This window comes from Micromonospora sp. WMMC250, assembly GCF_027460215.1.
In the GTDB taxonomy this organism is placed as follows: domain Bacteria; phylum Actinomycetota; class Actinomycetes; order Mycobacteriales; family Micromonosporaceae; genus Micromonospora; species Micromonospora taraxaci.
Genome location: NZ_JAPZBJ010000002.1, coordinates 2,870,923 through 2,890,479, shown reverse-complemented (window position 1 = coordinate 2,890,479; position 19,557 = coordinate 2,870,923). Strand labels below are relative to the sequence as shown.

The window sequence follows — 19,557 nt, the reverse complement described above, 5'->3', positions numbered from 1 at the left end:
CGGTCAGATGGGAGGACCGGCGCGTCCGCCGCCGGCGACGATCGAGGGGGTACGCCGTGCAGGCGCTCGTCATGATCGTGGTGCTGGGCGTCACCGTCCTGATCGGCACCACGCTCGGCGGACGGTACCGGGTGGCTCCGCCGGTCCTGCTCATCGCGTTCGGGGTGCTGCTCGGCCTGACGCCCCCGCTGTCCGAGGTGACCCTGGAACCCGACCTGGTGCTGCTGATCTTCCTGCCGGCGATCCTGTACCGGGAGAGCCTCACCATCAGCCTGCGCGAGATCCGGGCCAACCTTCCGGTGATCGGGTCGCTCGCCGTGGTGCTGGTGGTCCTCACCATGGTCACCGTGTCGTTCACCGCGCAGGCGTTCGGGGTGAACCCCGCCGCCGCCTGGGTGCTCGGCGCCGTCCTCGCCCCGACCGACGCCGCTGCTGTCACCGGGCTCGCGAAACGGCTGCCCCGAAAGCTGCTCACCACCCTGCACGCCGAGAGTCTGATCAACGACGGCACCGCCCTAGTGGTCTTCGCGGTGGCTGTGGGTCTGCTCGTGCACAGCGCGGACCCGGGCGCGCTGGGCATCGGTGAGGAGTTCGTCGGCGCCAGCGTCGGCGGCGTACTGGCCGGTGTGCTGGTGGGGGTGGGCGTGGTGCTGGTCCGCAAACGGCTCGACGACCCGCTTCGGGAGGGCGCGTTGAGCGTGCTCACGCCGTTCGCCGCGTTCCTGCTGGCCGACGCCGTGCACGCCAGCGGTGTGCTGGCGGTGGTGGTCGCCGGCCTGGTGCTCTCCTACGCCGGTCCACGGGTGATCCGCGCTCGCTCCCGGGTGCTGGCGTACGCGTTCTGGGACCTGTCCACGTTCCTCATCAACGGTGGGCTGTTCGTCCTTCTCGGCACGCAGATACCCCGCGCGGTGCGGGGCATCACCAGCACCTCACCCGAGCGCGCTCTGGTGATCGTGCTCGTGGTGACGCTCGTCGTCATCGGCACCCGGCTGGCGTTCGTCTACCTCACCTCGCAGATCGCCAGGCTGCGACGTCGCCGGATCATGGACCCGAGCCAGGGGCCCTCGGCCTGGCGGGTGGGGACCGTCGCCGGTTGGTCGGGGTTCCGGGGCGCGGTGTCGCTGGCTGCCGCCCTGGCCGTACCGACGGTGACCGTCGCCGGTCAACCGGTGATCGAGCGCGACCTGATCATCTTCGTCACCGCGCTGGTGATCGTGCTGATCATGCTGCTCCAGGGCACCACCCTGCCGCTGGTCGTGCGCTGGGCGGGGCTGGTCGGCGACCCCGAACGCGTCGACGAGGCCCGGCATGCCCGGCGGCGGGCCACCGAGGCGGGCCTCGCCGCGCTGCCCCAGGTGGCGGCCGAGATCGGCGCGCAGGAGGAGTCGGTCCATCGGCTCCGAGCCGAGTACCAGAGGCACCTTGAGGACCTCAACGAGAGCGGGGGGAGCACCGCCGAGGAGCGCCGCCTCGAACGTCGGCTGCGCCTGCGCGTCCTCGCCCACAAACGTCGGGAAGTCACCCGCCTGCGCGACAACCGGGAGATCGACGACCTAGTGCTCCAGGAGCTCCAGGCCGCCCTGGACAACGAGGAGATCCGGCTGCTGGGGCGCGGACCCAACGAGTGACCGCCGACGTGCCGCCGCGGCTCAGAGCAGCTGGGAGCCGCCGCGGCTCAGAGCACCTGGGACAGGAACCGGCGGAGCCGAGGATGCTCGGCCCGTTCGAAGACCGCCTCGGGCGGGCCGGCCTCCAGCACCACGCCCCGGTCCATGAAGGCGACGGTGTCGGCGACCTGCCGGGCGAAGCCCATCTCGTGGGTGACCACCACCATGGTCATGCCGGCGGCGGACAGGTCGGCCATCACCCCGAGCACGCCCTTGACCAGCTCCGGGTCGAGCGCCGAGGTGGCCTCGTCGAAGAGCATCACCTCGGGCCGCAGCGCCAACGCCCGGGCGATCGCCACCCGCTGCTGCTGACCGCCGGAGAGTTGAGCCGGACGGGCGTCGGCCTTGCCGGCCAACCCGACCAGGTCCAGTTGGGCCCGGGCCACGGCCTCCGCCTCGTCCTCGCCGAGCCTGCGGAGCCGGCGCAGCGCGAGGGTGACGTTGCGCAGCACGCTCATGTGCGGGAACAGGTTGAACTGCTGGAAGACCATGCCGACCCGCTGCCGCAGGCTGTCCGGGTCGTCGGCCAGCACGCTGCGCCCGTCCAACAGCACGTCGCCGCGGTCCGGCTCGATCAACCGGTTGATGGTGCGCAGGAGGGTGGACTTGCCGGACCCGGACGGGCCGATCACGCAGGCCGTCCCCCCGCGCGGCACGGTGAGGTCGACGCCGCGCAGCACCCGATTCGGCCCGAAGGCGAGGTGCACGTCCCGTACGTCGAGGCTGACCGAGGTGGTGGTGGTGTCGCTGGTCATCGCCGGTCTCCCAGGACAGTGGCGGGCAACGGGAGGTCGTCGTCCTCGTCGGTCGGCGCGACGGCTGGCCGTCCGTGGCGCAACCGCCTGTCGATCCAGTTGACGACGTGTGTCAGCGGAACTGTCAGCGCCAGGTAGAAGAGCCCGGCCAGGAGCAGCGCGGACTCGTTGCCGGTGGTGGCCGCGTAGTCCTGCCCGATCCGGAACAGCTCCCGCTGGCTGGCCACCAGGCCGAGGAAGTAGACCAGGCTGGAGTCCTTGATCAGTGCGATGAGCTGGTTGACCCAGGCCGGCAGGACCCGCCGGATGCCCTGCGGAATGATCACCAGCCGCATCGCGTCGCCCCAGGAGAAGCCGAGCGCGCGGGCGCCCTCCAACTGGGCGGCCTCCACCGACTGGATGCCGGAGCGGAAGATCTCCCCGATGTACGCGGCGGCGATCAGCGACAGCGCCAGGATCCCCAAGGGGTAGGGGTCAGGTCCCCAGACCTGCATGCCCAGCGGTGCCAGCCCGACGCCGATCAACAGGATCGTCGCCGCGGCCGGCAGCCCCCGGAACACGTCGGTGTAGACCCGCGCCGGCCAGCGCAACCACCGGCTGCGGGAGATCCCGGCGACGGCCAGCAGTAGGCCCAGCACCGAGCCGAGCAGGGCGGCGGAGACCGCCAGGATCAGCGTGTTCGGCAACCCGACGGTCAGCATCTCGGGCAGCGCCTCGCCCATCGCCTCCCAGTCGAAGAACGTCTCCCACAGGGTGCTCAACGGATCCATCGGTCGTCTCCCCTACCGTCCTGCTCGCTCGTCACCGGTTCAGGACGCGGCCGACGCCGACGCCGACGGTGCCACCGTGACCGCTCCGCTGCCCGGCTTGAAGTCCGCCGGGATCGGTCGGCCGGGGTAGTACTGGGACTGCAACCGGTTCCAGGTGCCGTCCGCGATGACCTCGTCGAGAGCCTTGTTCAGCGCCTCGCGCAGCTTGTCGCCGCCCTTGGCGACGGCGTACGCGGTCGGTGCCGGGCTGAGCTGCTTGGCCGCCACGGTGATCTTGCCGTTGCTGTCGGCGGCCGACTTCTCACCGATCTCCGCCGGGGCGATCCACGCGTCGGCGGTGCCGGCCTTGAGCTGGTTGATCGCGCCGTTGTAGTCCGGCACCCGCACCGGGTCGAGCTGCTTTCCGGTGGCGTAGTCGTCCTGCACGGTGCCCTGCACCACCACGACCCGCTTGCCGGCGAGCTGGTCGAAGCTGGTGATCGGCGAACCGGCCGGGACGTCCAGGCCGAAGTAGCCGAAGTCGTAGCCGTTGCCGAAGTCGACTGTCTTCTTCCGCGCCTCGGTGATGGTGATCGAGGAACTGCCGACGTCGAACTTGTGGTTGTTGACCTGGGAGAGCAACGCGGAGAAGTCGGTGCCGACGAACTCGACCCGGAGGCCGAGCTTGCCGGCCACGGCGGTCAGCAGGTCGTTGTCGAAGCCGGTGAACTTGCCGTCCTCGAGGTACACGTTCGGCGGGGCGTCGGTCAGGGTGCCGGCCCGCAGCACGCCCGGCTGCGCCAGGCCGTACGGGTTGGCGCTGGTGTCGGACGAGCTGTCGCCGCCGCAGGCGGTGAGCGCGGTGGCGGCCAGGACGGCGGCGGCGCCCAGGGCGGTGGCACGGGTCAGGGCAGGAAGAAGTCGCACGGGTGTCTCCGAAAAGGTCGCGTCCCGGCACGCACGGATGTGCGTCGCCGGCGGTGCGCCCGATGGGCGTACCGGTGAGGGAGGTTCGGGAGGAGGGCTGCGCTAGTGCGTGGTGCCGCGACGACACGCGGCGCTGCACATTCGCATCATGTCCACGTGCCGCCGCCGGGTCAGTGCCGGCGAGGGCCGACCGGCGCGGACGTCCGCGATGTCGGTCGGTGAAGTGCTGCTGAGGATGCGCATGGTTCTCCCGGGTCTGTGCTGACCTGGGTGCCAGGCCACGCTTGCACCGACGTCCTGTCGGTGCCTGGTCTTCACCCGGGGCACCCCACCGCGGAGGAGGGTTGCCGGCCAGCGAGCCGGGGCTTCGCGCTGGCGCTCATGACCTGCGCCGAGGCTAGCAGCAGGCACGGGTGGATCGTCCAGTCGTTATGACCACGCTCACCAGGGGAGATGGGTGGCCGGCGCTCCCGTCAGCCGGCGTGCACGTGTGGGCGTCGGCGCGGATCGGGCTCGTGACGACGCAGGATCTCCCGGGTGACCGAGGCGATCTCACCCTGCCCGAACGCCAGGTAGCGCAGGACGTTGCGGCCCGGGCCGCCCTCGGTCCACTCGAAGTAGATGTGGGGGCGCCGACGGGTCCGGTCGCGGATCTCCAGCAGCAGGGCGGCGAGTGCGTTGGGCACCGCGGAACTGGTCAGGCTGAGTACCGGGAAACGGCCGGCAGCCAAGCTGCCGGTCACCACCAGCTCGGTCTCGAAGTCCGACGGGTCGGTGACGCGCACCTCGACGAAGAGCACGTCGCTGTCGTCGGGGAAGTCGTTGTCCGCCATGGTCTGCGCCAGCTTGGCGCGGTACTCCGCCGCGCCCCGGCCGTCGGGTTCGTGGGCGATGAGGCGGATCCGCCGCCCGTCGCGCCCGTCGATCATCCGGGTCGCGACCGGGTCCAGTTCGACGTGGTCGACCCGCAGCTCGAAGGCGCGGGACAACCGGGAGAGCAGCGAGACCACGATGATCCCGCCGATGAAACAGGCCGCGATCTTGACGCCGTCGGGACGTTCCACCACGTTCGCCAGCGTGGTGTAGACGAAGATCACCGCGATGGTGCCGAACGCGACAGTGCGGCCGCGCTGCCGGTGCCGCACCGCCGCGAGGGTCACCGCCGTCGTCGCCGAGGTGATCAACACCAGGACCCCGGTGGCGTACGCGCCGCCCTGTGCGTCCACGCTGGCCTCGAAGACCACCGTGATCAGGAACGCCACCGCCGTGAAGACCAGCACCAGTGGCCGGACCGCCCGTGCCCAGGTCGGGGCCATGCCGTAGCGGGGCAGATAGCGGGGTACGAGGTTGAGCAGCCCGGCCATCGCCGACGCCCCCGCGAACCAGAGGATCCCGATGGTGGACAGGTCGTAGACGGTGCCGAACACCTCCCCGAGATGCGCGTGGGCCAGGTAGGCCAGCGCCCGGCCGTTCGCCGGCCCGCCGGGCTGGAACGCCTCCGGCGGGATCAGGATCGTGGTCGTCACGCTGCTGGTGATCAGGAAGACGCTCATGGTCACGGCGGCCGTGGTGAGCAGGCGGCGAGCGCCCCGGATGCGGCCCAGCGGTCGCGCCTCGGAGTCCTGCGGGTCGCCGCGCACGCTCGGCATCACGGCCACGCCGGTCTCGAAGCCGGACAGACCCAGCGCCAACTTCGGAAAGACCAACAGCGACAGGGCGACCACCATCCACGGATCACCGTGTCCGGTGGTCAACGTGGTGGTCCAGTCCTCGACCGCGCTCGGGTGCGTCACCACCCGCCACAGCGCGTCGGCCATCACCACCGCGTTCAGCGTCAGGTAGAGCGCGACCAGGACGACGGCGATCCCGATGGCCTCGGTGAATCCCTTGAGGAACACCGCGCCGAGCAGCGCCACGAGCAGCAACGTGAGCAGCACCTCGTGTCCCTTGAGCCCGCCGGGCCAGAACGGATTCTCGTCGATGTGCGCGGTGGCGTCGGCGGCCGAGAGGGTGATGGTGATGATGAAGTCGGTGGCCGCGAAGCCGAGCAGCACCAACACCAGCAACTTGCCCGGCCAGTAGCTCAGCAGGCGTACCAGCATCGCGATGGAGCCCTCGCCGTGCGGGCTCTCCGCCGCCACCCGTCGGTAGACCGGCAGCGCGCCCAGCAGGGTCACCAGCACCAGCACCAGGGTCGCCACCGGCGAGAGCGCCCCGGCGGCGAGCGCCGCGATGCCCGGCTGGTAGCCCAGCGTCGAGAAGTAGTCGACACCGGTCAGGCACATCACCTTCCACCAGGGGTGGTGCCGGTGCTCCGGTGGGCGTCCGTGCGGCCCCTGGTGCTGCACGGGCTCCTCGGCGCCGGCACGCAGCAGCCAATCCCGCAGCCGGCCCGCGCGCTTGTCGACCTCCACCGGCGCGTCCCCCGTCAGTCCCGCCCCTGGTAACCGTGAGTATCCGCCCGCGGTGGGGTGCCCGTCCGCCGGTGCGGGGAACCCACCCCGCGTCACACCGGGTTTCGGGCGCGGGACAGGGGGGAAGCAGCGGCCCCCGGGGTGGCGGGAGTCGTGCCGGACCGGGCGTCACCGGGGAGGGGACAGGGCATGGTCGGTGGCCGTCGCTTCCGCCCCGGTGGGGGCTTCGGTCGTCAACTCGACGAGTACGAGACCAGGGTCGGCGTGCCACCGCCCTCGGAGTCCCCCACCAGGCCCACCGGTGGCCTGGTGGACAGCGCCGTCTACATCCGTGGACACCGGTTCGCCTCCCCGTCCGGCCTCGCCGAGACGTACCGCTGCCTGCAGGAGCAGGACGGCGCGATGGCCTGGATCGGGTTGTACCGGCCCGACATCGAGCAGATCACCTCGCTGGCGCGGGAGTTCCGCCTGCACGACCTGGCGGTCGAGGACGCGATCAACGCCCACCAGCGACCCAAGCTGGAACGCTACGGGGAGACCCTGTTCGTGGTGCTGCGCGCCGCCCGCTACGACGACCTCCGGGAGGAGGTCGAGTTCTCCGAGCTGCACCTGTTCATCGGGCCGGGTTTCGTGGTCACCGTCCGGCACGGTGAGGCGCCGGACCTGGCCGCGGTGCGGCGGCGCATGGAGGTCGAGGCGCAGATGCTCGCCCGGGGCCCCGAGGCGGTCCTGTACGCGATCCTCGACCAGGTCGTCGACGGGTACGCGCCGGTCGTGGCCGGGTTGGAGAACGACATCGACGAGATCGAGACCCAGGTGTTCGGTGGTGACCCGAACGCGAGCCGGCGCATCTACGGCCTCAGCCGCGAGGTGATCCAGTTCCAGCGCGCCGCGCGACCCCTGCTCGCGGTGCTCGACGCGCTGGCCGACGGCGCGGGCAGTGCCGACACGGACGAGGAGCTACGCCGCTACCTGCGGGACGTCACCGACCACCTGACCCAGGTGGTGGAACGGGTGGACGGGTTCCGGCACCTGTTGCAGAACATCCTCACCGTCAACGCCACACTCGTCTCGCAGCAGCAGAACGAGGAGATGCGGAGCCTCACGGCGGCCAGCTACGCGCAGAACGAGGAGCTGAAGAAGGTCTCGTCCTGGGCGGCGATCCTGTTCGCTCCCACGCTCATCGGCACCGTGTACGGCATGAACTTCGTCCACATGCCGGAGTTGCACTGGCGCTTCGGCTACCTCTTCGCGCTGCTGTTGATGCTGCTGGTCTGCGGCACCCTCTATCTGATCTTCAAGCGGCGCGGCTGGCTGTGAGCCGCCCGCTGAGGATCACTCGATGCCGCGCAGGATGTGCCGTTCGTCCTCGACGTCGTCGTCGCCGGCACTGATCCGGCCGAGCAGGACGGCGGCGGCCCAGATCGTCAGGGGCGTGGCCGCCCCGGTCATACCGCCGGCGGTCCGGTCGTCCCGGCTCTGGCTCCGCTCCGCTCGCGGTGGCCTGCGCTGAGCCTGCATAGGCACTGCCCCTCCTCGTCGAAGCCGCCGTGGGCAGCGCGGCGTGACCCCGCGCCGCCGGCCGGGCGAAACGCGCTCGGCGGGACGGCATCTACGTCGAACCATCCCACGTCAGGCCGCATAACCACCGCTTCTTTTCGGTTTCCCGACTGTCGCCCGCCAAACCGGACATTTTCGTCGAGGGTCAGGGCAGCGGGTGGGCGATGCCCCGCGCGTGGTCGGTGAGGGCCGCCCCGACCACTGTCGCGGTCAGCGGCAACACCTCCAGACAGCGGCGCACCGCGGCGGCCATCAGCGCGTTCGGCACCCGCATGGAGAGCGTGCAGTGCGGCACCCAGCGGCCCGGCTGGTAGTGCTCGGCCAACGGGATGCCGGCTGCGGCGAGCCGGTCGTGGACCGTGCGGTGGTGGGCCAGGAGCTCCGGGGTGGGCGTCGGACCGAGCCAGAGCACCCGACCGACGAACTGGCCGGCGTGCTGGAACTCGATCCGCAGGGGAGCGGCCACGACAGTCCCGTGCAGGGCCGCGGCGACCTGTTCCGGGTCGAACCGGGGCGCCACCGCCAGTGAGACGTGCGGACGGTGACGTTGCTCCAGCAGGGAGCGCATGCTCTGCACGCCCTCGGTCTCCAGCGCGTCCCACAGCACCCGGATCCGGCGGGTGGCATCCGGATCCAGGTACAACTCCACCGCCGCGACCATTTGATCACCGTAGCGGCCGAGGTTTGGGCGACCGCGCTCGGCGGTACCTGAGCGCAGACCGAACAGGAGGCGTACCCGGTGGACGTGAGTGATCTGCTGACCGAGACGTACAACCGACTGCCCGACCTCGTCCGTGCGGCAGTGGACGGCCTGAGCCCGGAGCAGCTACACCACGAGCCGGCACCCGGCCACAACTCGATCGGCTGGCTGGTTTGGCACCTCACCCGGGTGCAGGACCATCACGTCGCCGAGGTGCTCGACGCCGAGCAGATCTGGGTGGGAGGCGACTGGGCGGCCCGGTTCGGCCTCACCGCCGACCCCGACGACACCGGCTACGGGCACTCGCCGGCGCAGGTCGCGGCGGTGCGGCCGGAGAGTGCGCAGGCGTTGATCGACTACTACGGTGCTGTCGCCTCGCGTACCGGGACGTTCCTGGCCGGCCTGCGCCCGGCCGACCTGGACCGCGTCGTCGACGAGGCGTGGGACCCGCCGGTCACCCTCGGCGTCCGGCTGGTCAGCGTCGCCGAGGACGACCTGCAACACGTGGGTCAGGCCGCCTACCTGCGCGGACTGCTCGAAACCGGCTGACCGCTCCCGGCCGGCTCACGGCACGATCACGGCCCGGCCCTCCAGCGTGCCGTCGCGCATCTGCCGGTACGCGTCGAGCGCGTCCTCCAGCGCGAAGTGGGTGGTCGTCGGCCGGATCAGCCCACGGACGCCCAGGTCGAGCACCTCGACCAGTTCCGGGCGGCTACCCCAGTAGGTGGTCGCGATGCTCACCTCGTACGGCACGGAGAAGAAGGACACCGCCAGGGTGCCCCCGCCGAGACCCACAATGGTCAGGTCGCCCACCGTGCGGGCCGTCGCCACGCCCAGGGCGAGGGTGGCATCGGTGCCGACGAAGTCCAGCACCACGTCGGCGCCCCGACCGCCGGTGGCCTGCCGGATCTCCTCGGCGGCGCTCGGACCGGAGGTGATCGTTCGATCGGCGCCACACTCCTCGGCCAGCCGTAACGCCTCGGGGCGGTTGTCCACCGCGAGCACGCGGGCGGCGGTGGTGGCCTTCAGGATCTGTACGCCCACGTGCCCCAGCCCGCCGACTCCGATCACCACGGCCGTGCTGCCGGGCGGTAACTTTGGCCAGGAGCGGCGAATCGCGTGGTACGGGGTGAGCCCGGCATCGGTCAGCGGCGCGGCGTCAGCCGGATCCAGCCCCTCCGGCAGGGGTACGACGTGCCGCGCGTCCGGGACCAGTTCGAACTCGGCCATGCCCCCGTCCAGTCCGAGCCCGCCGCCGCCGCTCGGCACCGGCGCGCCGGACGGGTTTTCGCAGTACGTGTCGACACCGACCCGGCACCGGGCGCAGGTGCCGCAGCCCCACGCGCCGAAGACGGCCACCGGTTGCCCGACGGACAGCCCGGTCACCCCGTCGCCGAGGGCGTGCACCCAGCCGGCGTTCTCGTGGCCGAGGGTGAATGGTGGATTCCAGGGCATGGTGCCGGGCTCGAACTCGTCCATCAGGTGCAGGTCGGAATGGCAGGCGCCGGCACCGCCGATCCGGACCACCACCTGACCCGGCCCAGGAGTCGGGTCGGGGACCTCGACCAACTCCGGCGTCGACCTCCAGTCCTGCAACCGCAGCGCGCGCATCCGGTGCTCCCTCGCTCGACAGAGTCGGCGGCTGCCCCCTTCGCAGCGGCCCAAACTGGCCGGCGGTGCGCCTCACCCGTTTCGGGTGAACCGGCCTCACCCGGGCGCGGGCGATCCTGCGGAGAACCGTGGGGGAGGGGACCTGATGGGCGCGACGGCGGAGCAGTACCTGCAACAGTTGGACGACGGTCGGCGCCCCGACCTGCCGGAGACCACAGTGGGAACGCTGCGGCTGGACGTGCGCAGCGACGGCTGCACCGACCACTGGTACCTGCGCGTCGCCGACCAGCACGTCCAGGTGACCCGCTCGGCTGACGACGCCGACCTGGTGGTCCGCGCCGACCGCTGGGTGTTCGACAGCATGGTCAACGGTGAGCTGCATCCCGGCGCGGCGATGCTGCGCAACGAGCTGACGATGCAGGGCGACATGCGCCTGCTGCTGGTGCTGCGGCGAATCTTCGCGGGGCCGGCCGGCGCCCGCCACCCTCGGGAGCTGGGTCGGGCCGCCCTGGCCCGTCGGACCGCCACGGCCGCTCGGGAGGGCCGATCGTGAAGCAGGAACTGCTGCACGTCATCGCCGGCAACGTGTTCGCCAACAGCGACGCCCAGGGCGACATCGAGGCCGACGCGCGCACACCAGTCGGTCTCTTCGCGTACGACACGCGTTTCCTGTCCCACTGGGTGCTCACGATCGACGGCGAACGGATCAACGCGCTGTCCCGCGACGACATGACGTACTTCGAGACCCGGTTCTTCCTGGTCCCGGGCGCGGCGAGCCACTACGTCGACGCCGACGTGTCGATCATCCGGCACCGCTCGATCCACGACTGCATGCACGAGAAGATCACTGTGCTCAACCACTCGGCGGAACCGGCCGAGTTCACCGTCCGAGTGGAGATGGGCAGCGACTTCACCGACATCGCCGAGATCGGCCACCTGCGGCAGCGGGTCGTCGAGATCACCCCGGACTCGGCCGGACGCCAGCTCGTGCTGCGCTACCAGCGGCAGCGGTTCGTCCGCCAGACCACAGTGCAGAGCACGGTCCCGGTCGACGTGGACGAGGAGGGAATGACGTTCCGGATCCGGGTCGCCCCGGACGGCAAGTGGGAGACCGACCTGCACGTCGCCATGAACATGGGCGGCGAGGGCGGCCAGGACGTACGCGCCTCCCTGGAGTCGCACCAGCGGGCCGTGCGGGGCGGGATGCGCGAGGACCTGGCGAACTGGATGGAGCAGGCCCCGACGCTGGTCGCCGAACGCGACGGGTTGGAGGAGATGTACCGGGGTGCCCTGGCCGACCTGGCGGCACTGCGGTACAAGCCGTGGTCGTCCCCTGAGCGGGTGCCGATCGCCGGTCTGCCGTGGACGATGTGGTTGTGCGGACGGCACAGCATCATCACCTGTCTGCAGACGATGGCGTTCACCCCCGAGCTGACCCCCGCGACGCTGCGGATGCTGGCGTTCCTCCAGGGCGCTCAACTCGACGACGACCTGGACGAGGAGCCGGGCAAAATCCTGGCCCACCTCCGCTACGGCGAGTCCGGCGCGTTCGGCGACCGGGCGAACGCGTTGTACTACGGCGCGGCGGACACCACCCCGCTCTTCGTGATCCTGCTCGACGAGTACGAGCGCTGGTCCGGTGACGCGGCCCTGGTGCACGAGCTGCGCCAACCGGCCCGCATGGCGCTGGACTGGATCGACGAGTACGGCGACCTGACCGGCGACGGCTACGTGCGCTACCAGCGCCGCAACGAGCGCAGCGGCGCGGTCAACCAGTGTTGGAAGGACAGCCCGGACGCGATCACCGATGCGCACGGCCGCCAACCGGCTTTTCCCCGCGCCACCTGCGAGTTGCAGGGCTACGCGTACGACGCGAAGAGGCGTGGCGCTCGGCTGGCGCGGCACTTCTGGGGCGACCCCGCCTACGCCGACCAGCTGGAGCGGGAGGCCGCAGCGCTCAAGGAGCGCTTCAACCGGGACTTCTGGCTGCCACACCAGGAGTACTACGCGTTGGCGCTCGACCCGTACGGCGAGCCGGTCGACGCGCTGTCGTCCAACATGGGGCATCTGTTGTGGAGCGGGATCGTCGCGGACCACCGCGCCGGGGCCGTCGCCGAGCACCTGGTCGGGTCGCGGTTGTTCGGCGGTTGGGGGGTGCGAACCTTCGCCACCGGGCAGCGTCCGTACAACCCGATGGGGTCACACCTGGGCGCGGTGTGGCCGGCGGACAACGCCCTGATCGCCGCCGGGTTGCGCCGCTACCGGTTCGACGCCCAGGCGGCCACGATCACGGCCGGTATCTTCGACATGGCGCACACCCTCGGTGGGGCCGTGCCGGAGATGATCGCCGGCCACGATCGGTCTCTGACGAAGTATCCCGTCCAGTTGCCGGCCGCCGGTCGCCCGCAGGCGTGGTCGTCAGGGGCGCTGCTGATGCTGCTGGGCACCATGTTGGGGTTGCGACCCACCGGGGACAACCTGCTGGTCAACCCTGCCGTGCCGGAGGGCTTCGGTCGGCTGGAGCTGCTCGACATCCCCGGCCGCTGGGGTCGCTCCGACGCCTACGCCAGGGACCGGACCACGGCGCACCGGCCCGGTGCCCGCCTGCGCTGAGCGGCCGGGCAACCGCGTGTCAGCCCATCGTCCGGGCGCCGTCGATCGACTCCCGCAGGATGTCGGCGTGCCCCGCGTGCTGGGAGGTCTCGGCGATCAGGTGCAGCAACACCCGCCGAACCGTCCAACTCGCACCCGGCTCGAACCAGGGCGCCTGCGGCAGCGGGTGCGCCGCGTCCAGGTCCAGGGTGGTGAGCAGCTCGTCGGTGTGGTCAGCCACCTCCTGGAAGCGCTCGACGAGCCCGGCCAGGGTCTCGCCCGGCGCCATCCGGAACTGACCGACCCAGTCGATCTCGGCGCGCTCCATCTCCTCCGCGCCGCCCACCGCGAAGAGCATCCAGCGGTGCTCGACGTTGGTCACGTGCTTGACGAGGCCACCGAGGCAGAGCTCGCTGGCGGTGGGGCGGGCCGCCGCCTGCTCGTCGGTGAGCCCGTTGACAGTGTGCAGGAGGAAGCCCCGATGCTTGCGCAACGTCTGTAGCAGGTCGGCTCGCTCGCCGGTGAGCTGCTCGGTGCTGGTCATGGTGACACCCCTCGTCGCTGTGCGGTCGAACCTCGGAAACCCGCTCGGTGTCACAGTAGGACGGGGCACCGACACTTCCCGGACTCGACACCCCAGCCCAGCGGACACCCGCCAGCGGTTGCCGATCCGCGTCCGTGGCTGTCCACTGAATGACATGGGTGTCATCAAGGTGGGCACGTCGTCCTGGGCGGACCAGTCGTTGCTGCGCTCCGGGTGGTACCCGCGCTCGGCCAGCACGCCGGCCCGCCGCCTGGGCTTCTACGCCAGCCGTTTCCCACTGGTCGAGGTGGACACGTCCTACTACGCGGTCCCGGTGCCCGAGACCACGCACGGTTGGGTCGACGCCACCCCGGACGACTTCACCTTCGACGTCAAGGCCTTCAGCCTCTTCACCGGCCACCCGACGCCGGTCGCCGCGCTGCCCCGGGACCTACGCCCGGCCGCCGGCCCGAGCCGGATCCGCCGACGTGACCTGCCGCCGCAGGCGTACGACGAGCTGTGGGCCCGTTTCCGCGCGGCCCTCGACCCGATCGCGGCGGCCGGCAAACTCGGCGCGGTGATGTTGCAGTTCCCGCCGTGGCTGGTGCGCAGCGCTGCCGCCGAGCGTCGGATCGTGGAGCTGGCGCAGCGCTGCCGGCCGTGGCGGGTCGGCGTGGAGCTGCGGCACCGCTCCTGGTTCGACGGCCCGGCGACACCGGACACTCTGGACCTGCTGCGCGAACACGACCTGTCCCTGGTCTGCGTGGACATGCCGCAGGGGCACCCGTCGTCGGTGCCGCCGATCCTGACCACCACGGCGCAGCCGGCGATCGTCCGGTTCCATGGCCACAGCGAGGCCTGGGGCGGTGGCGACAAGCAGGAGAAGTTCCGGTACGCGTACGCCGAGGGCGAGCTCGCGCACTGGGCCGGGCTGCTGGCCGAGTTGGCCGCCGAGGCGGACGACCTGCACGTGCTGTTCAACAACTGCTGCGCCGGCCAGGCACAACGTGACGCCACCCGGCTGGCGCAACTGCTCACCGAGACGATGATCGACGACCGGGAGCGGGCCACGTCGGCCACCGGCTGACGGCCTCCGGCGCTCGGCTCAGGAGCGCCGGCCCCGGGTGCGCAACGCGTCCTGCGTCGACTCGCCGATGTCGGCGTCGTCCGGGAAGGTCCGTCCGCTGGGCGCCGGGTCGGGTGGGGCGCCCGGTCCGGCCATCGGTGTACGGGTTGGTTCCACCGAGCCGAAGCCGTGCCGTCCGGCCCTGTCGCGTCGGTCCGCCGGTGCGCCCGCGCGTCGTTCCCCGCGCCGTCCCCCGGGCACCGCGGTCTCCTCGCTGCCCTCGTCCATCGGCGAGTCCTCGTCGGTGCCCCAGGGCGCGTCGGCGTCGAAACCGTCGCCGGTGCCCCACGGCTTCACCGCCTCCGGCTCCAGCCGGTCGTTGTCGCCGCCGCGTCCGCTGTCCGCCGCCATGGCCACCCCGCTCGTCGGTCCGCCGCCGTCGGCGGACGATGTGCCGTCCCTGCGCGTCCGCCGACAGCGGCGAACCGACGGGACGCTGTGCCGTCGTGCGCGTCCGCGCGGGCGATCGTCGTTCACGCCGACGAGCCCGCGTAGGGCCGGAGAGTGTCCCGCCGTCGAGGTGGCGGCGGGACGCCCACCGGCCCGACGTTCAGCGTCCGGCCATCGCCATCGGCCGCTTGCCGTTGCTCATCCCGGCCATCTTGATCATGGTCTTCGAGGCGCCCCTCATCCCACCGGCCCGCCCGAGCATCCCCCGGAACACCTGCCCCGGCTTCTGCTGCTCGCCCATGTACGCGGTGACCACCACCAGGGTCCCGGTCAACGCCGGAATGGCCCACTGGAGCAGCTTCATCTGTCGCTGCGAGGAGGCCACACTCGCCGGCGTCTGGTGGTTCGGCTCGGTCGCGCCGCTCACCGACGGACCACCGGCCTTCTCCAACCGCATGCCGACCAGTCGGCTGTAACCGGTCACCGCCAGCGCGCCGATCGTCAACGCGGTCTTGATGGCGCTGGCCCGGCCAACACCGGACTGGGCCGCCACCCGTGGGCTCTCGGTCACCAGTTCGCCGACCGCGCCGGCCAGGTGGGCGCCGATCGCCGCCGCGTTGACCGGGGTCCACTTGGACCAACCCGCCGACGCGACCGGGAGTCGCTGAGTCGAGTCGCTGATCTTCGCCGCTGCTCCGTTGACGCCGAAGGCACCCATGAGGGAGCCGCCGAACCAGGCCGCCAGGCCCAGATCGTGCATCGAACGCAGTGCCGTGTGCCGTTCGGACATGTGATCCCCTTCCGCCGTGTCGGGCGGTGCGGCTTACCCGCCGCTCGGGCGGCTAACCCCGCCCCGGGCGGGCCGATCCACGTCGTACCGGCAGGTGGGGGACGTTGCGGGCGTCGGCGGGTCGCCTCGCCCCGGCAGGAGTCCTTCCCGCGATGGCGGGTACCTCCGCAAGCGACGCCGACGAGAGGGGAACGCGATGTCGCAGCCGGACGAGAGCCGGGAGAAGACCCCCAAAACAGACGCCGTGCTCATGCACCCCGACAACGACCCGCACCGGAACACCGCGGAGGTCGCGCCACGAAAGGACCACGCCGCGATCCAGGTGGAGCGCGACGACGAGCTGGTGCCACTGGACCAGGACGAGTGAGCCGTCCGGCCGGGTCGTCGCACGGCGACCGGCCGGCGCGTCTCAGCGGGGCGGCAGGTCGCCGACGAACTCGGCGATCCGCCGCGCCAGCGACGCGCCGGCCCGGACCCAGGTGAAGTGGTCCAGTGGCGCGCCGGCCTGCTCCACTGTGTAGCGTTCCCGGGTCACCGGAGCGCCGGTGAGCTTCGCGCAGAGATAGTCCATGGTCTCGTGCGGGGTGAACTGGTCGTCGTCCACGCTGACCGCGAGCACCGGGGTTCGCACCGCGCGTACCGCCGCCTCGGTGTCCGTACCGTCGAGGCGCGGGAACCGGCCGGTCCGCGCGGTGTGGGCCCAGTCGCGGATGACGCCGCGTGCCTGCCGGCCGCCGAAGCCCCAACCCGGCCAGACCCCCAGCAGCGCCGCGGTGGCGGCGATCCCCTGGGTGTACGGCAGCACGCCGAGGCCCCGCGGGCCCGGGTAGCTCCGCCAGTACGGGATGCCGACAGCGATCAACGCCAACCCGTCCACCTCGTCGCCGCCGTGCAGGGCGAGATGCAGCAGCGCGGCCTGCCCGCCGAGGGAGTGCCCGACCAGTAACCGGCGGCGTCCGTCCAGTCGTGGCTTGAGCGCCGCCAGGACGGCGTCGACGTCGCCGGCCAGCTCCGCGTAGCCGTACCGGTCGGCGCGGCTCGGCGCGGGGGTGCTCGTGCCGGTGCCGCGCAGGTCGGCGACGACCACGGCCAGCCCGGCGGCGCGCAGTTCGGCGGCGAAGGGCCGGTAGTAGCGGGCGCGGACCCCCATCGCGGGCCAGATCACGACCACCGGCGCGTCCGTCGCGCCGGGCGGATCCGGATAGACCTGCACACCCAGCCGGCCACCGTCGACGTCGACGAACTCCTGCGCGTATTCCGGGTCCCCGTTCATCGGCCCAGCTTACGGCCCGACGTTACCGGCAGGTAGCCCACGGCGGTCGGACGCGACGGAGGGCTCCGCCTGGTGGCGGAGCCCTCGCCGATGGCGAGCCGGCTCAGGAGACGGAGATCGTCCCGTTGCTGGAGCGTACGCAGGCCACCGACCGGGCGCCGGTGGTGGCGGCGCCACTCAGGCACTGACCGAGCACCTGGTGGCCGGTGGCGTTCGGGTGCCACGACTCCTGGCAGGTCTGGAAGTAGCTCACGCAGGTGTTGGCGATCCGCTGAATCGCGATCTTGTCCTTGCCGGAGAGGCTGGTGACGAAGGTCCCGGTCGCGCCGTCCTGGAGCCGGATCGGGGTCGCCAGCGCGCCCGACGGGCTGCTGGTCTGCTCACACAGCCGGGCGCCGTTGAAGGCCTGCTGCACGTTCAGGTACACCAGGTCGTCGGCCGGGAACTCGGCGGCCAGGGTGTCCCGGGTGGACTTCACGATGGTGCCCAGGCCCTGCGAGAAGCGGTGGCCCGGGGCGAGGCTGGCCCGGTGGATCGGGCAGCCGGCCGCGTACCGCTCGGCGCCCAGGTCACGGAACTTGTCCCGGGTGTCGTCGCGGCTGTCCTCCTCGTGGAACTGCGGGTTCAGGTCCAGCGGCAGAGGGTTCGTGTAGTCCTGGAACACCACCCGGTGCTGGCCGTCCGCGTCCACCTGGTCCAGGGTGGTCAGGATCTGGCGTACCGCGGCGGTGGTCTCCGCGGTCGCGGCGCTGAGCTGCGCGGCGGTGGCCAGGTCGGCGTCGCTGCACGGCTTCTGCTCCACCGGGCCGTTCAGATACGCCCAGAACTCCCACCAGCCGGTCCACGCGTCGGCGATGAAACGGTTGGCGCACTTCTCCGCGACGCTGCCGAACGTGAACGAGCTGTTGTTGGAGCCCAGGCCGATCAGCACCAGGTCGATGTCCTGGGTCTGCGCGACGGCGCGGAGCTGGTCGAGCTGCGCGGCGACGGTACGACCGTTGGTGCGCGCCTGCGACGCGTTCGCGATGTCGTGTGGCTGGCCGCCGGAGCAGGCCAGGTTGAACCGGTTCTGGATGCCCGGCAGGTTGGCCTGGTTGAGCGAGGCGTTCGCCGAGCGGTGGCAGAAGAACGCGTTGTTGTTCGCCGCCGTCCAGCCGGGGAAGCCCTGCGTGACCCCGTTGGCGTCGACCACCGGGGTGTACGCCCCGGCACCCTCGCCGCTGATGAAGCTGTCCCCGAGCGCCACCGCGGCGGTGGGCAGCGCGGCGGACGCCGGTGCGGGCAGCGCGACAGCTGTCGACAGCGCTGCCATGGCGATCGTCAGTCCCGCGGCGAGCGCGGTACGTCGGAACCTGGGCATGGGGCCCCCATCCATCGAAAGATGAAAGATTCTCTGAGAGCGAGATCACATCACCCTCGTGCAACGGGCGTCAATGGCCCGTAACAGATTCGTTCGATGAAAGACACGCACGCGAACGCGGGCCCGCCTCGCCGAGGCAGACCCGCGTTCGCCGGGTTTGGGGATGCCGGCCTAGCTGCCGGCCGGGCCGCCGCGGCGCTTCAGCACCATCGCTCCGGCGACGTTCAGACCGACACCCCACAGCAGCAGTACGCACAACCACTGCGCCCACCGCAGCAGGCTCATGTCCCCGGAGAGCAGGTTGCGCACGCTGCCGAACGGGGTCAGCCACGGCTGCGCGGCCGGCACGCCGCTCAGCAGCGCGAACAGACCCAGCGGCAGCACGATCGTGGCGACGAACGCGACCACCGTCGACCGCAGCAGCAGGCCCAGCCCGGTGCCGACCAGACCGGCGACGATCTGCACCAGCACGCTGCCCACCGCCACCGTCCCGGCGTGCCGCCACGGCTCGTCGGCGACGTCGGCCGGAGTGAGGGCCAGCGTCGCGGCGCAGATCAGCACTCCGGCGACGGCGATGACGACGGCCGGCAACCCCACCGCGAGCACGCTGGGCAGGACCCGGACCGGGCCGGGCTGGGCCGGCGGCCCCGGTCGGAGGCCGAGGTCGGCCCGCCCCCGGCGCAGGTCGCGGACGAGAAGGATGCCGAAGAGCGGTGTCACCACGGACATCAGGCTCTGCACGGTCTCGGAGAGCGCGGCGAACGTCCGGTCGGCGGGAGCCGCCGCCGCGACCAGCGCCACGGCGGCGAGCAGGCCCGCGAGCACTGTGCCGGCGAGCAGCCAGCGCCGGGCACGCGTGCCGAGGGAGCGCCGCAGAGCCGTACGTGTCGTCTCGTCCACCTCGACCGCCTCCTGACCCGTGCGCTCGATCGGCCGCGATCGTCGTGAGCGTACCGGCGACTGTCTCTCTGCGTGGTCCCATGATCACCCGGAGGCTGTTTCCTGGCTCACGTCCGCGCACCGACGCGCGGCGGGTCGCGCGGGGCCTCCGACAGTTGTCCTAGCCTCGGGCTAGGCTCGCTGCGGCGCGCCACGCCGGCTGATGTCGCCGGTGACC

Annotated in this window: 20 protein-coding genes and 1 riboswitch; of the genes, 7 read left to right on the top strand and 13 right to left on the bottom strand. The window is 71.6% G+C overall.

Features of this window, described 5'->3' with window-relative positions; genetic code table 11:
- The first annotated feature begins 56 nt into the window (after positions 1-56).
- Positions 57-1,631: a Na+/H+ antiporter gene (locus O3438_RS12595; RefSeq protein WP_269680140.1), complete on the top strand. Its 1,575-nt coding sequence runs from the start codon at positions 57-59 to the stop codon at positions 1,629-1,631.
- Between the two features lie 47 nt (positions 1,632-1,678).
- Here O3438_RS12595 and O3438_RS12590 read toward each other — a convergent pair whose 3' ends face one another.
- From O3438_RS12590 to O3438_RS12575, 4 genes are all read right to left on the bottom strand, one after another.
- Complete coding sequence (locus tag O3438_RS12590) at positions 1,679-2,425, bottom strand: amino acid ABC transporter ATP-binding protein (protein ID WP_269680139.1); 747 nt, start codon at positions 2,423-2,425, stop codon at positions 1,679-1,681.
- Complete coding sequence (locus O3438_RS12585; protein ID WP_269680138.1) at positions 2,422-3,195, bottom strand: amino acid ABC transporter permease; 774 nt, start codon at positions 3,193-3,195, stop codon at positions 2,422-2,424. Before O3438_RS12585 ends, O3438_RS12590 begins: the two co-directional genes overlap by 4 nt.
- Positions 3,196-3,234: 39 nt before the next feature.
- Positions 3,235-4,101 (bottom strand): ABC transporter substrate-binding protein, encoded by an 867-nt coding sequence (locus tag O3438_RS12580; RefSeq protein ID WP_269680137.1) that lies wholly within the window; start codon positions 4,099-4,101, stop codon positions 3,235-3,237.
- 275 nt (positions 4,102-4,376) lie between these two features.
- Positions 4,377-4,488, bottom strand: a riboswitch (SAM riboswitch).
- 86 nt (positions 4,489-4,574) lie between these two features.
- A complete protein-coding gene (locus O3438_RS12575) occupies positions 4,575-6,515 on the bottom strand; it encodes an amino acid transporter (RefSeq protein WP_269680136.1) in 1,941 nt (646 codons plus the stop codon).
- A 189-nt stretch (positions 6,516-6,704) separates the two neighbouring features.
- Here O3438_RS12575 and corA point away from each other — a divergent pair, with 189 nt between their 5' ends.
- Entirely contained in the window at positions 6,705-7,835 is a 1,131-nt protein-coding gene (gene corA / locus O3438_RS12570) for a magnesium/cobalt transporter CorA (protein WP_269680135.1), read from the top strand.
- Between the two features lie 15 nt (positions 7,836-7,850).
- Here the strand turns inward: corA and O3438_RS12565 are convergent, their stop codons facing one another.
- Positions 7,851-8,042 carry a hypothetical protein gene (locus O3438_RS12565; protein WP_145784350.1) on the bottom strand — a complete coding sequence of 64 codons (192 nt, stop codon included), beginning with the start codon at positions 8,040-8,042 and terminating at the stop codon, positions 7,851-7,853.
- A 178-nt stretch (positions 8,043-8,220) separates the two neighbouring features.
- Positions 8,221-8,736 (bottom strand): 2'-5' RNA ligase family protein, encoded by a 516-nt coding sequence (locus tag O3438_RS12560; RefSeq protein WP_269680134.1) that lies wholly within the window; start codon positions 8,734-8,736, stop codon positions 8,221-8,223.
- Positions 8,737-8,814: 78 nt separating this feature from the next.
- Here O3438_RS12560 and O3438_RS12555 point away from each other — a divergent pair, with 78 nt between their 5' ends.
- Positions 8,815-9,324, top strand: coding sequence for a mycothiol transferase (locus O3438_RS12555; RefSeq protein ID WP_269680133.1), 510 nt, complete (start codon positions 8,815-8,817; stop codon positions 9,322-9,324).
- Positions 9,325-9,339: 15 nt separating this feature from the next.
- Here the strand turns inward: O3438_RS12555 and O3438_RS12550 are convergent, their stop codons facing one another.
- Positions 9,340-10,386, bottom strand: coding sequence for an NAD(P)-dependent alcohol dehydrogenase (locus tag O3438_RS12550; RefSeq protein WP_269680132.1), 1,047 nt, complete (start codon positions 10,384-10,386; stop codon positions 9,340-9,342).
- A 145-nt stretch (positions 10,387-10,531) separates the two neighbouring features.
- On the opposite strand from O3438_RS12550, the gene O3438_RS12545 reads away from it, so the two are divergent.
- Together O3438_RS12545 and O3438_RS12540 are read left to right on the top strand one after the other, a co-directional pair.
- On the top strand, positions 10,532-10,939 hold the full coding sequence (locus O3438_RS12545; protein WP_269680131.1) for an SCP2 sterol-binding domain-containing protein: 408 nt from the start codon (positions 10,532-10,534) through the stop codon (positions 10,937-10,939).
- On the top strand, positions 10,936-12,999 hold the full coding sequence (locus O3438_RS12540; protein ID WP_269680130.1) for an amylo-alpha-1,6-glucosidase: 2,064 nt from the start codon (positions 10,936-10,938) through the stop codon (positions 12,997-12,999). The genes O3438_RS12545 and O3438_RS12540 overlap by 4 nt, the downstream gene beginning before the upstream one ends.
- 19 nt (positions 13,000-13,018) lie before the next feature.
- Here the strand turns inward: O3438_RS12540 and O3438_RS12535 are convergent, their stop codons facing one another.
- Positions 13,019-13,522, bottom strand: a complete 504-nt coding sequence (locus O3438_RS12535; protein WP_269680129.1) for a DinB family protein — start codon at positions 13,520-13,522, stop codon at positions 13,019-13,021.
- Between the two features lie 154 nt (positions 13,523-13,676).
- Between O3438_RS12535 and O3438_RS12530 the strand changes: the two genes are divergently transcribed.
- Positions 13,677-14,588, top strand: coding sequence for a DUF72 domain-containing protein (locus O3438_RS12530; RefSeq protein ID WP_269680128.1), 912 nt, complete (start codon positions 13,677-13,679; stop codon positions 14,586-14,588).
- Between the two features lie 18 nt (positions 14,589-14,606).
- Here the strand turns inward: O3438_RS12530 and O3438_RS12525 are convergent, their stop codons facing one another.
- Both O3438_RS12525 and O3438_RS12520 read right to left on the bottom strand, forming a co-directional pair.
- A complete protein-coding gene (locus O3438_RS12525; RefSeq protein WP_269680127.1) occupies positions 14,607-14,978 on the bottom strand; it encodes a hypothetical protein in 372 nt (123 codons plus the stop codon).
- 199 nt (positions 14,979-15,177) lie between these two features.
- A complete protein-coding gene (locus tag O3438_RS12520) occupies positions 15,178-15,807 on the bottom strand; it encodes a hypothetical protein (protein WP_269680126.1) in 630 nt (209 codons plus the stop codon).
- 196 nt (positions 15,808-16,003) lie between these two features.
- On the opposite strand from O3438_RS12520, the gene O3438_RS12515 reads away from it, so the two are divergent.
- The gene (locus tag O3438_RS12515) at positions 16,004-16,174 is read left to right on the top strand and encodes a hypothetical protein (protein ID WP_167524891.1); all 171 of its coding nucleotides are present in this window, start codon (positions 16,004-16,006) and stop codon (positions 16,172-16,174) included.
- A 42-nt stretch (positions 16,175-16,216) separates the two neighbouring features.
- On the opposite strand, the gene O3438_RS12510 is transcribed toward O3438_RS12515, so the two are convergent.
- The 3 genes from O3438_RS12510 to O3438_RS12500 form a co-directional block, all read right to left on the bottom strand.
- A complete protein-coding gene (locus tag O3438_RS12510) occupies positions 16,217-17,080 on the bottom strand; it encodes an alpha/beta hydrolase family protein (RefSeq protein WP_269680125.1) in 864 nt (287 codons plus the stop codon).
- 103 nt (positions 17,081-17,183) lie between these two features.
- Complete coding sequence (locus tag O3438_RS12505; RefSeq protein WP_269680124.1) at positions 17,184-18,440, bottom strand: hypothetical protein; 1,257 nt, start codon at positions 18,438-18,440, stop codon at positions 17,184-17,186.
- A 171-nt stretch (positions 18,441-18,611) separates the two neighbouring features.
- Entirely contained in the window at positions 18,612-19,340 is a 729-nt protein-coding gene (locus tag O3438_RS12500) for a hypothetical protein (RefSeq protein ID WP_269680123.1), read from the bottom strand.
- Positions 19,341-19,557: the final 217 nt, after the last annotated feature.

What these genes read in the sequence shown, in the direction of transcription:
- O3438_RS12535 (WP_269680129.1), bottom strand. Translation starts at nt 13,522, where the DNA reads ATGACCAGCACCGAGCAGCTCACCGGCGAGCGAGCCGACCTGCTACAG.
- O3438_RS12545 (WP_269680131.1), top strand. Translation starts at nt 10,532, where the DNA reads ATGGGCGCGACGGCGGAGCAGTACCTGCAACAGTTGGACGACGGTCGG.
- corA (WP_269680135.1), top strand. Translation starts at nt 6,705, where the DNA reads ATGGTCGGTGGCCGTCGCTTCCGCCCCGGTGGGGGCTTCGGTCGTCAA.
- O3438_RS12550 (WP_269680132.1), bottom strand. Translation starts at nt 10,386, where the DNA reads ATGCGCGCGCTGCGGTTGCAGGACTGGAGGTCGACGCCGGAGTTGGTC.
- O3438_RS12505 (WP_269680124.1), bottom strand. Translation starts at nt 18,440, where the DNA reads ATGCCCAGGTTCCGACGTACCGCGCTCGCCGCGGGACTGACGATCGCC.
- O3438_RS12515 (WP_167524891.1), top strand. Translation starts at nt 16,004, where the DNA reads ATGTCGCAGCCGGACGAGAGCCGGGAGAAGACCCCCAAAACAGACGCC.
- O3438_RS12590 (WP_269680139.1), bottom strand. Translation starts at nt 2,425, where the DNA reads ATGACCAGCGACACCACCACCACCTCGGTCAGCCTCGACGTACGGGAC.
- O3438_RS12560 (WP_269680134.1), bottom strand. Translation starts at nt 8,736, where the DNA reads ATGGTCGCGGCGGTGGAGTTGTACCTGGATCCGGATGCCACCCGCCGG.
- O3438_RS12585 (WP_269680138.1), bottom strand. Translation starts at nt 3,195, where the DNA reads ATGGATCCGTTGAGCACCCTGTGGGAGACGTTCTTCGACTGGGAGGCG.
- O3438_RS12510 (WP_269680125.1), bottom strand. Translation starts at nt 17,080, where the DNA reads ATGAACGGGGACCCGGAATACGCGCAGGAGTTCGTCGACGTCGACGGT.
- O3438_RS12525 (WP_269680127.1), bottom strand. Translation starts at nt 14,978, where the DNA reads ATGGCGGCGGACAGCGGACGCGGCGGCGACAACGACCGGCTGGAGCCG.
- O3438_RS12530 (WP_269680128.1), top strand. Translation starts at nt 13,677, where the DNA reads ATGGGTGTCATCAAGGTGGGCACGTCGTCCTGGGCGGACCAGTCGTTG.
- O3438_RS12520 (WP_269680126.1), bottom strand. Translation starts at nt 15,807, where the DNA reads ATGTCCGAACGGCACACGGCACTGCGTTCGATGCACGATCTGGGCCTG.